We start from the raw sequence: 15,226 nt of genomic DNA, 5'->3' as shown, positions 1-15,226 counted from the left end.
TCACTGTGAATTATAAGAAATTGTTCATGTGCCGGGGTTAAGTCATTGTTTAGTCATCGACAGTTACCAGCACAGAGAGACTGCAACATGACAACCCAAAATAAAACAACCACTCATATTCTCGGCTACCCGCGAGTCGGCAGCCAGCGCGAGCTCAAGTTTGCCCAGGAAAAATACTGGCGAGGCGAAATCGACCAGAAGGAGCTCAAAGAGATAGGCAGCTTGCTGCGCCATCGTCACTGGGGAGACCAGGTTGGTGCCGGTCTCGATTATGTCTCGGTCGGGGATTTTGCCTGGTATGACCATGTGTTGAGCACCAGTATGTTGCTTGGCCACATTCCCAAGCGTCACAATAATGGCTTCCCTGACCTAGATACCCTGTTCCGTGTTGCACGCGGTAAGGCACCAACGGGTTGTGCCTGCGCGGCATCGGACATGACGAAGTGGTTTAACACCAACTATCACTACATCGTGCCGGAGTTCAGCGCCGACGATCAGTTCAATGTCAGCTGGCAGCAGCTGTTCGAAGAAGTGGCAGAGGCCAAGAAGGCCGGTCATGACGTCAAGCCGGTGTTGCTTGGTCCGGTGTCCTACTTGTGGCTCGGTAAAGAAAAAGAGCCAGGTTTCGATCGTTTGTCGCTATTGCCTCGACTGCTGACAGCCTATCAGCAGATCCTTGGTAAGCTGGTGGGACTTGGGGTGGAGTGGGTTCAGATTGACGAGCCGGTGTTGACCCTGGAATTGCCAAAAGAGTGGGCAGATTCCTTCAAATTGGCTTATCAAGTGTTAAACGGCAGTACCAAGCTGTTGCTGACCACGTATTTTGACAACATTACCCACCACCTGGATAAAATTGTCGCGTTGAATGTTGACGGTTTGCACATTGATTTGTCTGCGTCACCGGAACAGCTAAGCGAAGTGGTGGCCGCTCTGCCACAAGATTGGGTACTGTCTGCGGGTGTTATTAACGGTCGTAACGTATGGCGTGCGGATTTAGCGCAGTTATTGTCTGTCTTGCAACCAGTTAAAGAGCAGCTAGGCTCTCGCCTGTGGTTGGCAAGCTCTTGCTCATTGCTACACAGCCCGATTGATTTGGATCTGGAAACAGAGCTCAAACCTGAAGTACGTCAGTGGCTGTCATTTGCCAAGCAGAAGTGTCGCGAGGTGACATTGCTGGCACAGGCACTTGACGGTAGCAAGCTGGCTCAACAGGAGTGCCTCCAATACAGTGCGCCAATTAAGGCCCGTGCAACCAGTGAGCTGGTAAACAATGCAGAGGTGCGTCAGCGTACTGCGGCAATCACACCGGCACTGGCTGAAAGAAAGGCGCCTTATGCAGAGAGGGCCAGACAGCAGCGAACGGCGCTTAACTTACCGTTATTACCGACCACAACGATTGGCTCGTTTCCACAGACGAATGAGATCCGTACCCAGCGACGTGACTTTAAAGCCGGGCGACTAACGGAAGCCGAATACAATACCGCGCTGAAAGGGCACATTGCGGATGCAATTGAGCGCCAGCAAAAGCTTGATCTTGATGTGTTGGTGCACGGTGAAGCCGAGCGTAATGATATGGTGGAGTATTTTGCCGAGCTGCTGGAAGGCTTTGCTGTGACGCGTTTTGGCTGGGTGCAAAGCTATGGTTCCCGCTGTGTTAAACCAGCTGTTATTGTTTCAGATATCTATCGTGCCAAGCCGATGACCGTAGACTGGACGTGCTATGCCCAATCGCTGACAAACAAACTGGTGAAGGGTATGCTCACCGGACCGGTAACCATCCTCGGCTGGACTTTCCCGCGTGAAGACTTGACGCGTGAAGAGGTGGCTAACCAGATAGCCCTGGCATTGCGCGACGAAGTGTCTGATCTGCAGTCTGCAGGCATTAAGGTGATTCAGATTGATGAGCCGGCAATTCGAGAGGGACTACCGTTGAAAGCCTCGCAGTGGCAGGCATATCTGGATTGGGCGGTGAACGCATTCAAAATCTCTGCTGCCAGCGCAGAGCCACAAACGCAGATCCACACTCATATGTGTTACAGCGAATTCAATGACATAATTAAGTCTGTGGCAGCATTGGATGCCGATGTGATAACCATCGAAACGTCTCGCTCTGATATGGAGCTACTGAAGGCCTTTGAGGAGTTTGACTATCCGAATGAGATTGGTCCGGGCGTCTATGATATCCATTCACCTAATATTCCGGAGGTCGAGTACATTGCCCAGCTGGTTGAAAAAGCTGAAACGCTTATCCCGGCAGAACGACTGTGGATTAACCCGGACTGCGGTCTGAAAACCCGTAACTGGGAGGAGACAGAAGCTGCACTACGTAACTTGGTGGCAGCAGCCAAAGCATTGCGTGAGCAGTGGCAGGCGAAAGCGGTGTAGCGAAAGTGGGCCGCATAATATAGCTTGGTCGTATGATAAATAAAAAGAGCGCATTTGCGCTCTTTTTGCTAACTGCACCTGTCCCGCTGTAGTGGCGGCTCAAGGATTATTGTGTTTCAGTACGCTTGAATGTCAGCGTGTGGTCGGCATTGGTCAACGTTAGTTCACTGCCTGTAATGCTGGCCTCACTCCACTCCATCAGGGTAGTGCTCATGATTCGTTCCATTTCCATGGCTGGTTCTGGGCAGGCCATCATGGTCATTCCCATTTTCTCGACACGCAGCTTACCTTCTTTCAGCTCTGCCTGACCGAAGTAGCGGTTACAGCCAGAGTGACCGTTGGCTGCCAGATCTGTACTTAGTTCAAGGTTTGGTGCTTTAAATGGTTCCGGCAAATCAATGGCTTTGTTATCGACCTTGGTTAATACCCAGTTGTGGGTTGCCAGATCGGACTCGGCGATGACATGTGTACTACTGCTGTTTTGGGCCGCGCAGGCCGCTAGAATAACTGGTAACGCTAGAATGGCTAGAAAACGCTTTCTCATAATATGATTCCCGGAGTTTAATTTTTATACTGCGTTCATTCGAACATAAGCTTCCTGAATATTAGTTTAATCGCTTACATTATCAATTGTACGCCGTTTCTTATTGATATGACTCGACTATAAACCAAGAGTTCAATCTCGTGAACACATCGCAACATGTATTGGTTAGAAATAACAGTGGAATGTGAGTATCTATTAATAGTTTGCCAAAGGTAATCTTGTTTTCTGTTAGGTGGATGTCATTTTTATCCCATAAAATAGAGGGATAACATAGCACTTTTCAGTAACTATTAACCTGCCAAATGTGTGGTCCGGTAATATATTAATCCTTGTTATTGTTGACCATGTGGAGATGCACATCTTGCTGCGGGAATGGGATGGACAATCCTTCTTTGTCAAAGCGAATCTTCACCTCTCGGGTAATGTCCCAGTATACATCCCAGTAATCTTCTGTTTTTACCCATGGGCGAACAATGAAGTCGACCGATGAAGTATTGAGGGTATGAAGCTTTATCGTCTTTTCTGGGGATCTCAGTATTGCCGGGTGTGCGTCAACAATATCGTTCAGTACTTGTTCGGCGTGCTCGACACTGTCGCTATAACCAATGCCGAATACCATGTCGACACGGCGGACGCGCTCATGGGTGACATTCTTTATAGTGTCTCCCCAAATTTTGCTGTTGGGCACAATCATTATCTGGTTGTCAAAGGTCTTGATGGTGGTACTGACCAGGCTCATGTGACTGACCTTGCCGGATACGCCGCCTGCCTCGACAAAATCTCCGACATCAAACGGGCGATAGATTAGCAGCATCATGCCGGATGCAAAGTTCGACAGGGTATCCTGGAGTGCAAAGCCGACGATAACACCGGCAACACCGAAACCGGTCAGGATGGGAGCCAGGTTGAGGCCAATTTGCGACAGGGCGATCAACAGGCCGATAATGAAGACACCTTTGCCGCTCATCGAGATAAAGAAGTCTTGCATTAACTGGGACATACGCAGATTAGGTGAGGATACTGCCCGGGTGACCATTCTTCGTGTGAGATTTTTTAAGATCCTGAAGATAAAAATAATAAAGGCGAAAATAACCAGCTTGAATAACACCTGAGGGGTATTGTCGACCAGCCACTGACCAATACTCTTTACCCAGCTGGAAAATAAGGAAATGAGGACTTTGGGCTTTAGCAAATCGTCGGTCAGGTTTCCGGTTACCTCAAAAATCTGCTGGGTATATTGAGTGGTGTCTATCTCCATTTCGTCGGCCAGTTCGACGAGAAATCTGAGGTTGTCGATATCGCTGGCGACACTTCTCTGAGCCAAAAGGTGTTCAAGCTGAACAGAGGGTTTCTCACCTTCAGAGGCTGTTTTTAGCTGTTTGAGCAACAGGGCTTCTTGCTGGCTATTGAAGGAGAGTGAGGCTGACATGAATTCAAGCCGGTGGCTGATGTCTTCGGTGAGGGCGTCAGCACTGTTGGGATTCGGAGAGCCAAGTAATTCAAGCCATTCGTAGTTTATCCATTGCTCAGCCAGCAACCGTGTATAGAAGCGGCGGGCATCATCGAGGCTTTTTTGTACGGATAACTTATCTTCCTGTGCTGCCTCGTCGAGCTTCACTTCTTCAGCAGTAATTTTATCCTCAAGAAACTCAGAGGCCTGAGAGATGAAAATGACCTGTTGATTGACGTATTTTAGCAGTATCGGAACGGTTTCATCTGTGCGGTTGTCGATTAAGCCTTTAATTATTCTGCGCAGTTCGTCATTTTTGTTGAGCAGCTGCATTTCGACGACACTTCTTGCTGAACCACTTTTGGTAAGAGATTCCTGATGGAGTGCAGCGATCTCTTGTTCGAGTGATGCCAGTTGTAGTGTTTGTTCGTCAGGTTGTTCTGCCACCACGACAGAGGAGATGAATAACAAGATAATCATCAGTATGCGCATGTTACAGCTCACTCTTGCTAACTGATTTATAAAACAGGTTAATCAGGCCAATAGCTGAAGCTGTTGCGGCATGATACCCAGTATCAGGTTATGTCTTGTTGAGATAAAAAATCGGTGCCGGGGAGAAGTGCCAACACCAGTCCGGCATGTCATTTCCCCGATAAGAATAACCGTCATCGGCTGGTGGCGTAGGCTCAATATGAAGATTAGGGCGTTATTATGGTCTTAACACATTATAAATAGCCAATATTGACGACTTTGAAATAGTGTTTTTATCTTAGGGATGCGGTTTGGAAATATTGTCAGCAGAGGGCCAAATGATTTAATAAAAAAAGCCCATAACACTTGCATTAGTCAGCAAGGGCTATGGGCAACGTCGCGAGTATCAATAGCGCGTGTTAGAAAACACACAAGTTAGTACGCTTTGATATGCTCTTTCAATCAGGCAGTAACCGGTGCCTCCTGAACCAAGGGCGCTTGTTTGGCTTTGGTCGGAATGCGGAATATCAGCGTATAGCTAACCGGCAAGACAATCAGTGTCAGCACGGTGGCAAAGCCAAGACCAAAGATGATAGTAACTGCCATTGCCACAAAGAATGGGTCAAACAGCAGCGGGATCATACCGAGCATAGTGGTAATTGCTGCCATGCCAACCGGTCTGACACGGCTTACCGAAGAGTCAAATACGGCGTCATATGGCGCCTTGCCTGATTTAATCTCGGCGTTAATTTGGTCGACCAGAACAATGCCGTTTTTGATGATCATCCCGCTAAGGCTGAGCATACCGAGGATCGCCATGAAGCTTAGTGGCGCATCAAGTAATAGCAGGCCGGACGCAATACCAATAATCGCAAGGGGAACATTGAACCAGATCACCAGTGGTTGTCTGATGGAGTTGAACAGTACTACGGTGATCAGGAACATCGCGAGGTAGCCCATCGGCAAGGAGCTAAAGATACTTGCCTGCGCATCGCGAGAGGTCTCGTACTCGCCACCCCATTCAAATGAATATCCGTCCGGCAGCTCAATCGCCTCGACTTTGTCGCGTATTTTGCGATGGACTGAATCGGCTGTTTCACCGCTGCCAAGTACCGGATCGGCAAACACGGTAAGCATACGTTTTCGATCACGACGCATGATAATCGGGTTTTCCCATTCGGTATCGAAAGAGGAAACCAACTGCGTCACAGGGACAAACGTGTTGTTTTCACCACTCCAGACCTGCAGTTTAAGCAAGCTGTTTGCATCAAGGCGTTCCTGCTCCGGTGCTCGTGCCATGATTGGCATCAGGTGTGACTGCTCTCGATAGGTACCGATAGCTTTGCCGCTGAAGTTGATCAGCAGGGCTGTATCAAGATCCTGTTTGCTGATACCAACCTCGCGAGACTGAGCCAGATTCAGCTGAGGACGAACTACTGTTACCTGATTACGCCAGCTGTGACGGATATTCTCGGCCATTGGCTCAGCCAGAAAGATTTGCTCAGCCTGATGGGCAAGCTGTCGCAGTACCTGAGGATCTTCGCCATAGAAACGCGCTTCAATTTTAGCCGCCGGTGAAGGGCCGTTTTCCAGCATTTTCACCCTGAACTCTGCTTCTGGGTAGCTCTCACGCAAGTGAGCTGTCAGTTGCGGCATATTAGCACTCTGTGTTTCCAGGCTATCCATTTCTATGATGAGCTGGGCATAGGCGTCGTAGCCTTTCTCCGGAACATATGGCAATACAAAACGCTGTGCACCCTGGCCAATAACCGATGTAAGGTTTACCAGTCCGGCTTTGTTTTCTTTCTCGTAGCCCAGAATCTCTTGTTCAACGTTAGAAATAAACTTTTCTGTTCCACGAATATCTGTGCCTTCTGGCAGCCAGATATCAACAAAGAAGATAGGTGTGTTCGATGGCGGGAAGAATACATTCTTCACATGTCCCATTCCGATAACAGCGGCAACCAGCATAGCGATGACCAGAGCAAGCGTAACAACACGGAATCGCATTGCTGTCGTTAGCAGGCCACGGTACAGGTTAAAGAACCAACCGCGATACAGCTCTTGTGGCTCGTCGCTGACTTCTCCGTCCTTAAACAGAAGGTGACAGAAGAAGGGAGTGATGGTGATAGCCGTGATCCAGCTGATAAACAGAGAGATCAGCAATACCTGAAACAAAGATGCACAGAATTCACCTGTCGCATCCTGAGACAAGCCAATAGGGGCAAAAGCAATAATGGCGATGATTGTTGCACCAAGGAGCGGCCATTGGGTTTGCTTGACAACTTGACCGGCAGCCTCGAAGCGTGTCTGGCCTCGCTGGATGCCAATCAGGATCCCTTCGGTTACAACAATCGCATTATCCACCAGCATGCCGAGCGCGATAATCAAGGCTCCCAGTGAGATGATTTGTAGCTGGATTCCGAGGACATTCATCACGATGAAGGTGCCCAGTATCGTCAGCAACAGGACAACACCCATCAGCAAGCCCGAGCGTACGCCCATAAAGACCAGCAATACGACGATAACAATGGCAACAGACTCGGCCAGGTTAATCAAAAATCCGGTAACAGAGACCTCAACGATGGAACCTTGGTCGTAAACTGTATTTAGGTCCATACCTACCGGTAGCTGTGATTCTAACTCGGTAATTTTCGCCGATACGGCTTTGGATACATCGACAACATTGACACCTGTGGTGAACGAAATACCCAATGACAACGCGTCCTGCCCCATGTTGTGGTATAGCAGGGTAGGGGTTTCTGTCGTTGTCTTATATACCTTGGCAATGTCACCCAGATAAACCAGATCGCCACTGCTTGGTGGGCTGACCAAAAGACGGTTCATTTCGCTGACGTCATCGAACTCACCGGTTGGGTGGATACGAATTCGCCCGTCGCCAATCCGAATTTTTCCAGCATTGGAGACCACGTTCTGGTTTTGGATCTGGCTGTAGATATAGTTCTGGTCAAGGCCAAGCGCAGAGAGTTTCTGCTGGCTGATCTCTACGACGATTTGCTCCTCTGGCGCACCGACGACAGAGACTTTCTTGACACCGTCGATAAGTACCAGCTCACGACGAAGGTAATTGGCATAGTTCTCCAGCTCGCGATAGCTGTATCCTTCACCGCGAATATTAACCAAGATGCCAAACACGTCAGAGAAATCATCAATGATCTGTGGCTGCAGAGTGCCCGGAGGCAAATCGACAACTGCGTCATTCACCTTGCGACGCAGTTCATCCCACACTTGCGGCAGGGCATTGGCGTCGTACTCGTCTTTCATTTCGACTTCGATCTGTGAAAGACCGGCGTTGTTGATCGAGGTGATATGCTTGATTTGCGGCATTTGCTGGATGGCATCCTCCAGCGGCAGCGTGACTTCCTCTTCGACTTGTTCTGGTGAGGCGCCCGGGTAAGGGGTGATCACCAGCGCATTTTTGATAGTGAACTCTGGAAATTCCAGCTGGCCGAGGCCGGTGAAGGAAATTGCTCCGCCGATTAACATTAGCAGAACGAACATCCAGCTTATGACTTTGTTTCTAATACTATAGTGTGCAACATTCATCAATTAAACGCCTCGTTCCCAGCGAAGAGGTTTAACTTCCATGTTGGATTTCACTGCTGCAGCACCGACGGCAACCACCTGGTCACCTAGCTTCAGGCCAGATAGGATCTCAATTCCGTTTGCTCGTACTTGTCCGAGAGTGACCACTACAGATTCAAGTGTTTTGTTACCGGACTGATAGCGCCATACATTGGTTTCACCGGTATCATCGCTGCGAACGATGGCGGTTAAAGGAAGTACGGTAATGACCTGGCCGGAAGTGTTCACCGCAGACATATCAAGTAGCAGCTCGGCGCTCATTCCCGGCAGAATGTTCAGGTTCTCAGGCGGTGTCAGGCTAAACACAACCTCGTAGGTCTGGCTGCCCGGGCTAACTGTGCTGGCGTGCTCTTTGTATTGCACCGGGTAGGTACCTTGCTGACCAGATGAGGTGAGGGTAGGCGTAAAGCCTTTCTCCAGTGCCAGAGTCTTAGGAGCATGAAAGCGCACTGCAGGCTTGAATGCTTCGTCGAATGAAACATCTTTAAGCGTCAGCAACAGGGATTCAGGAACCTGGATCTTTACATCTATCTGATTATTTCCCTGAAGCGTCAAAACGACCTGGGTCGCCTGGATCATTTGGTGGTTGTCCAGATTTACCTTGGCAACGGTACCGGAAAACGGTGCTTCCAAACGGGTATAGGCCAACTGGTCACGAGCAGAATATAGCGAGGCCTTGGCAGATTTCAACGTGGCCCTGGCGGTGTCGAACTCGGCTTTTGAAATCAGCTTACGCTTATAGAGTTCTTCTTTTCGTTTGAAATCAACAGCAGCCAGGTCGTGGTTGGCTTCGGCGTTCAATAAGGCGTTTTTCGCATCGCGATCATCTAATTGGGCGAGCAGTTGACCTTTGGCTACATGCTGGCCTTCAATTAACCCAAGCTTTACTAATTCGCCATTAATGCGAAAAGCCAGATCAGCTTGCTGACTTGCTGCGATTTTTGCGGGGAAGACACGTATTTGATGAGAAGTACTGTCGTTGACGGTCATGAGCTTGACTGGGCGGACAACGGCTGATTGCTGGATTGCACTTTCAGCTTCATCGCAGCCAGTTAATGCAACTGACATCATAACGGCAAGCAGGCTAAGTAATGCCGGTTTCATGGTGGTATTTCCTATTGTTATAACTTGCGGAAAACTATAACCTTTGAAAGGGTTGCTAAAAACCAAACATTTTGGAAAGAGTAGTTCTGTTTTTTGCAACAAATAATGGCAGTATTTGGCTTTACAATAACAGTGGACTGTGAACAAACGGGTGAGAAATGAAGACGGAAGATATTAAGTTATTTCATCAAATTGTGGATGCCGGAAGCCTGATTCGTGCCGCTGAAATCTTTGATTTGCCGAAGTCGAATCTTAGCCGGCGAGTGAAGGCACTGGAAGAAGAACTGCAGGTTCAACTCTTCCACCGTCACAACCGTTCTATGCAGTTAACCGAAGCCGGTGAGACATTTTACGAACGCACCAAAGCACTCATTAGCGATTTTGAGCTGTGTATTCAGGAGGTTACGGCACCGACGTACGAACTGTCAGGGCACTTGCGGGTTCAGGTTTTGCCGTTGCCTGGCATTATTGATATTGGTAGGGCAATCTTTAAGTTCATGGATCTTTATCCGAAAGTGACGGTTGAGATTGTCACCGGTTCCGTTGAGACAGATCTAATCGAAAACCATATTGATGTTGCCTTGCGTATTGGTGATAAGCTTGAAGATTCTAGTTTAATCGCACGTCCGTTTATGTCTGCCTCATTTGGTTATTATGCAACCGAAAACTATATTAAGCTTAATGGCATGCCTCAAACCCCTGAGGATATGGCTAATCATGACTTTATTTGTTTCCGTTACCCAAGTGGCCGTCTGTATAGCAAAGTGCCGTTAGGGAAAGATAAGGAGATTGAGGTATCCGGTAAGCTGATCATGAACAGTGTTCCGCTGATCGTAGAGGCATGCCTGCAAGATCGCGGCATTATTTTGTTACCGGAGCCGTTGGCTAATTTTTATATAGAGAGGGGCATGCTGGTACGGCTATTTGAAGATATCGAGCCATCGATGAGCTATGGTTGGCTGGTTTATCCCTCACGAAAGTACCTTTCATTAACGGTACGTACGTTTATAGATTATATGCTGACGGAAGCCGAGCATATGGGAGTTTGCCAAAATATAGAAGGGGATATTCGGGGGATGTCGATTTGAGTACTGAAACTGGTGAGCCTTTCCCTGGCAGGTACTGACTGTTAATAGCGAGCTATTACATGGGGGAAGTGTCAGTGTCCTTAAAATTCTTACATGAAAGTTCGTCATGTTGGTTGATTAGACTGTGAGTGTTATATCTTTCTAAAAACTTTCTTCTAGTGTTTTTTAATATATCCCTAGATTTTGAATTGATATTTTTTCTAATTAACACTGAGTCTTTGTTCATATCTTAAATATTTTACCGCAGTCTTTGCATCGAAATATCGAACTATAAAATAATCGTTGCCAAAAAGTACGTTTGACTCTTTCTTTGTGAATACAACTGCAATCTGTCATCTTGGACACTGTTGTTCTGTAAATCAGGTGCTGAATGATACATAAAAATATTTTGATGCTCAACGAGTTTTATATGCCAGAAATGACAAGTTAATATGATGATTTTATTAAGTAACATTGATATGGCTGAGTGAAGGAAATGAAATACAAAACAGTATTCATATGCGCAGGTGATATAATTTCAGGTATTATTTTGGCTTGATGATAAATGGGTAGCCCACGGCCATGCAAATAAAATATTTAAATAAAGCAAGCAATCGTTTTCTATTCTCTGGTTTTATATTATCGATTAACCGAAATGACTCTGTTCTGCTTTTGTGAATCCGCTCTCTAAAAAAGCCCCCTTACAAGAAGGGGGCAATAAGTACCATCGCTTTTTATTATTTGCTTACATAGCCTGCGAGCTGAGGAAGTATTGTTGTGTTGGCTCGCTTAGCCGAAGTCACCGTTTACGTAGCCACGGGTGCGATCATCACGCGGGCTGTTAAACAGTGCATGTGTTTCATCATGCTCTACCAGTTCGCCCATCAGGAAGAAGGCTGTGCGATCAGAGATACGTCTTGCCTGCTGCATTGAGTGGGTAACAATGACAATGGTGAAGTCCTTCTTCAGAGACTCCATCAGGTCTTCGATTTTCTTGGTAGCAATGGGATCAAGTGCCGAAGTCGGTTCATCCATCAGGATCACTTCCGGCTCCATCGCAATCGTACGGGCAATGCACAGACGCTGCTGCTGACCGCCGGATAAGCCAAAGGCGTGTGACTTCAGACGGTCTTTGACTTCATCCCACAGTGCGGCACCACGGAGTGATGTTTCGACAACTTCATCAAGGCGTTTCTTGTCCGTAATGCCCTGGGCGCGTAGGCCGTAGGCAACGTTCTCATAGATGCTCATCGGGAAAGGGTTCGGCTTCTGGAATACCATTCCCACCTTGATACGCAGCTGCGCGACATCAATGTTTCCGTAGACATCTTCGTTGTCCATGGTCAGCTGACCATCAATTTTGACGCCTTCAATAAGGTCATTCATACGGTTCAGGCAGCGAAGCAGGGTAGACTTGCCACAGCCTGACGGGCCAATGAGCGCCGTTACCTGACGGTTAGGGATTGGCAGGCAGATTTTTTTCAGTGCCTGATTTTCGCCGTAGTATAGATCTAGGTTTTCGATGTTGAATTTATTCATGGTTCTCTCCCTCAGAATTAGTAAGTCGCAGTGTTGAATCGGCTAGCAATCAATTTCGTCATCATGTTAATCACAAGAACAATCACAATCAGGACGGTGGCGGTTGCATACGCCTGGTTCCATTCATGAATGGTGTAGAGCTCCTGTGTTAGCTTGTACAGGTGAACGGTTAGCGTACGGCCAGAGTCAAGCATGCTCTCTGGAATACGGGCTACCATACCTGCTGTCATGAATACCGGTGCGGATTCACCGATGACACGACCAACGCTGAGGATGATGGAGGTTACGATACCAGGCATCGCGCTTGGCAGAATAAGTCTCCAGATGGTGTAGATTTTGGAGGCTCCCAAGCCGTACGAGCCTTCGCGGTAGGTTTGAGGAACAGCCATTAATGCTTCTTCCGTAGTACGGATAATAACCGGAAGGATCAAAATGCTTAGGGTTAGGGCACCAGACAGAATCGAGTAACCAAAGCCAAGTACAACCACGAAGAAGGTCATACCAAACAGGCCGTAGATAATCGACGGGATACCGGCCAGTGACTCGGTACAGAACCGGATCACCTTAACTAATTTGCTGCCGACCTTGGCATATTCTGTCAGGTAGATGGCTGTCATGATCCCCAGGGGGGCAGCAACTGCAATCGAAGCGGCGACCATGTATAAGGTAGAGACAATCATTGGCCAGATACCTGACTCCTGGCCGATTGTGGTGTAGTTACTGGTAATGAAGGTCCAGTCTACGTGTGACAGACCATTACTCAGGATGTACCAGACTACCCAAAGCAGGAAACCGACAGTGATAGAGGCAGAGAGCCAGATAACACCCAATGCGATTTTGTCTTTGAACTGCTGCTTGGCAGCATTGGTTGATTGTAATGACATAGTGATTACCTCGCACGCTCACGGTTTAGATAAAGAAGCGCGGCATTAAGCATCATGATGAAAACCAGCAAGACAATACCTGTAGCGTACAGTGCACTTGCGTGAATACCGGTTGCGTATGACATTTCGATAGCGATGTTGGCTGTCAAAGTACGCGCTGAGTCCAGCAGGCCTTCCGGCATAGCCGGCGAGTTACCCATTACCATAATGATGGCCATGGTTTCGCCGAGAGCACGGGCAACCCCCAGGATGACACCGGTCATGATGCCTGAGCGAGCGGCAGGCACGAGGAGTTTGAAAATAGTAAACATATGAGATGCACCCAGTGCCAAAGAACCTTCTTTGTACGTACGAGGTACAGCTCGAATCGAGGTTTCGGATACGGTAATAACGGTTGGCAGAATCATGACTGCCAGAACAATGATACCGGCCAGGACCGTGTTACCTGCGGGTACCTGGAAAATATCCTGAATAAGCGGCACGATGATGACCAGGCCAAAGAAACCGTATACCACCGAAGGGATACCAGCCAGCAGTTCAATCATCGGGCGGATAATATCTGCCAGGCGCTTAGGGGCAACCTCGGCAATGAAGATAGCGGTAAGTACACCGATTGGCACCCCCAGCACAACTGCACCCGCAGTGGATACAATAGAGGCGACGATCATCGGGGCGATACCGTAAAGAGCCGGTGGCAGCCAGTCGGTACCTAATACAATGCCAGTCACGCCGGAGTGTTCAAATGCGGCGTAACCTTCGCGGAAGATAAAGTAGCCAATGGTAATAAGAGACAAGATACCTAATGCGGCACTTCCCAAAAATAGGTACTTAAAGAACACTTCGCGCCAATCAATTTTATCTTTGGCTTTTAGCGAAGACCCTTTAGTCGGATTTTCTATGTTATTTGCGATGGTCATAATGCTTACTCCAGATATTGATTAAGCAAAGGGCTTATTCAAATACCGAGGAATCAATAAAGACCGGCCACCGTCTCGAAGACGCTGACCGGGAAAGTTATGTTCAGTTATTACTTAACAGAGATGAAACCTTTATCAGCAACGATTTTCTGAGCATCGGCGCTTTTGACCCAAGTCAGGAAGTCCAGTGCGGCTTTAGAAGGACGCCCTTCTTTATAAACAACCAGGAATGGACGTTGTACGCCGTATTCACCAGACTTGATAGCTTCAACAGAAGGCTTGTGGTTATCAATTGACAGTGGTTTAACCGAACCGTCTACTGAGCCTAGAGAGATGTAACCGATAGCAAACGGGTTGTTGGCTACGATGGTTTTTAACTGGCCGTTACCGCTGGCAACCTGCGCACGCTGAGAAATTGCAGATACTTTGATACCGTTAACTTTCTTCTTCAATTTCATGATGTCTTCGAAGGCACCACGGGTACCAGAGGCTGTGTCACGTGTTGCAACAACGATTGGCTTGTTTTCGCCGCCAACCTGGTTCCAGTTAGTGATTTCGCCTTTGTAGATTTTAGACACTTCTTCTTTAGATAGGTCTGCGACAGGGTTGTTGTTGTGAACAACTACCGCGATACCGTCACGAGCAATAACGATTTCTTTGATGTTGTCGGCTTTTTCTGATGACTTGAGGTTGCGAGAACTCATACCTAGGTCAGAAGAACCATCGTGTGCTGCACGAACACCGGCAGAAGAGCCCGGGCCCTGAACTTCGATGGTGACATCTTTGGATTTTGCATAGGTTTCACCAAGTACTTCCATGATTGGTGATACGGAGCTTGAGCCTACAACAGAAACAGTCTCATTTGCTACCGCAGTGTTGAATACCATTGAACCTGCTAGGGCTAGTGCACCAATAACCTGTGTTTTCATTTTCCTAATCCTTAAAAAGCTTGGCCTTATTGCCAATAGGTTTGAATGAACGAAGCAAAGATTAGGAAAGTAATATGACAATCATGTTTCAAAAGTTTGAACACTCTATGACGATAGTAATAAATGCTTATACCCAAGCTACCTCAAGATGCTCGTTTCAGCGAGAATTACTTGGCTTGTAAGCTAGGCACCGATTTGAAAATCTAGTGGCTCTAAATTAATGATCGGTAACAACGCATAGAAGCCAAGTAAACTCGCCCTTTGGGAGTGAGCCAGCAAACCCATTTCTGTGTCAAATAACGTTGAAAGGGAAAAGCCATTCCTACCGTC

10 protein-coding genes are annotated in these 15,226 nt (G+C 47.7%); 2 read left to right on the top strand and 8 right to left on the bottom strand.

Annotation, left to right across the window (positions count from 1 at the left end; genetic code table 11):
• Window positions 1-87: 87 nt before the first annotated feature.
• Window positions 88-2,385 (top strand): 5-methyltetrahydropteroyltriglutamate--homocysteine S-methyltransferase, encoded by a 2,298-nt coding sequence (gene metE / locus EIZ48_RS24015; RefSeq protein WP_160657390.1) that lies wholly within the window; start codon window positions 88-90, stop codon window positions 2,383-2,385.
• A 106-nt stretch (window positions 2,386-2,491) separates the two neighbouring features.
• Here metE and EIZ48_RS24010 read toward each other — a convergent pair whose 3' ends face one another.
• From EIZ48_RS24010 to EIZ48_RS23995, 4 genes are all read right to left on the bottom strand, one after another.
• Entirely contained in the window at window positions 2,492-2,929 is a 438-nt protein-coding gene (locus tag EIZ48_RS24010) for an META domain-containing protein (protein WP_160657388.1), read from the bottom strand.
• 322 nt (window positions 2,930-3,251) lie between these two features.
• Window positions 3,252-4,871, bottom strand: a complete 1,620-nt coding sequence (locus tag EIZ48_RS24005) for a mechanosensitive ion channel family protein (protein WP_160657386.1) — start codon at window positions 4,869-4,871, stop codon at window positions 3,252-3,254.
• Window positions 4,872-5,312: 441 nt separating this feature from the next.
• Window positions 5,313-8,417, bottom strand: a complete 3,105-nt coding sequence (locus EIZ48_RS24000) for an efflux RND transporter permease subunit (RefSeq protein ID WP_160657384.1) — start codon at window positions 8,415-8,417, stop codon at window positions 5,313-5,315.
• 3 nt (window positions 8,418-8,420) lie between these two features.
• The gene (locus tag EIZ48_RS23995) at window positions 8,421-9,560 is read right to left on the bottom strand and encodes an efflux RND transporter periplasmic adaptor subunit (protein ID WP_160657382.1); all 1,140 of its coding nucleotides are present in this window, start codon (window positions 9,558-9,560) and stop codon (window positions 8,421-8,423) included.
• A gap of 158 nt (window positions 9,561-9,718) precedes the next feature.
• On the opposite strand from EIZ48_RS23995, the gene EIZ48_RS23990 reads away from it, so the two are divergent.
• On the top strand, window positions 9,719-10,648 hold the full coding sequence (locus tag EIZ48_RS23990) for a LysR family transcriptional regulator (RefSeq protein ID WP_160657380.1): 930 nt from the start codon (window positions 9,719-9,721) through the stop codon (window positions 10,646-10,648).
• Between the two features lie 768 nt (window positions 10,649-11,416).
• On the opposite strand, the gene pstB is transcribed toward EIZ48_RS23990, so the two are convergent.
• From pstB to EIZ48_RS23970, 4 genes are all read right to left on the bottom strand, one after another.
• Window positions 11,417-12,166: a phosphate ABC transporter ATP-binding protein PstB gene (gene pstB / locus EIZ48_RS23985; protein ID WP_160657378.1), complete on the bottom strand. Its 750-nt coding sequence runs from the start codon at window positions 12,164-12,166 to the stop codon at window positions 11,417-11,419.
• Between the two features lie 17 nt (window positions 12,167-12,183).
• Window positions 12,184-13,050: a phosphate ABC transporter permease PstA gene (gene pstA, locus EIZ48_RS23980; protein WP_160657376.1), complete on the bottom strand. Its 867-nt coding sequence runs from the start codon at window positions 13,048-13,050 to the stop codon at window positions 12,184-12,186.
• Between the two features lie 5 nt (window positions 13,051-13,055).
• Window positions 13,056-13,967 (bottom strand): phosphate ABC transporter permease subunit PstC, encoded by a 912-nt coding sequence (pstC, locus tag EIZ48_RS23975; RefSeq protein ID WP_160657374.1) that lies wholly within the window; start codon window positions 13,965-13,967, stop codon window positions 13,056-13,058.
• Window positions 13,968-14,077: 110 nt separating this feature from the next.
• Window positions 14,078-14,896 (bottom strand): phosphate ABC transporter substrate-binding protein, encoded by an 819-nt coding sequence (locus EIZ48_RS23970; RefSeq protein ID WP_160657372.1) that lies wholly within the window; start codon window positions 14,894-14,896, stop codon window positions 14,078-14,080.
• Window positions 14,897-15,226 lie beyond the last annotated feature (330 nt).

It is taken from the genome of Photobacterium alginatilyticum, assembly GCF_009910675.1.
Taxonomy (GTDB): Bacteria; Pseudomonadota; Gammaproteobacteria; order Enterobacterales; family Vibrionaceae; genus Photobacterium; species Photobacterium alginatilyticum.
The sequence above is the reverse complement of the archived record's forward strand: the minus strand, read 5'-3'. Positions and strand labels throughout refer to the sequence as shown.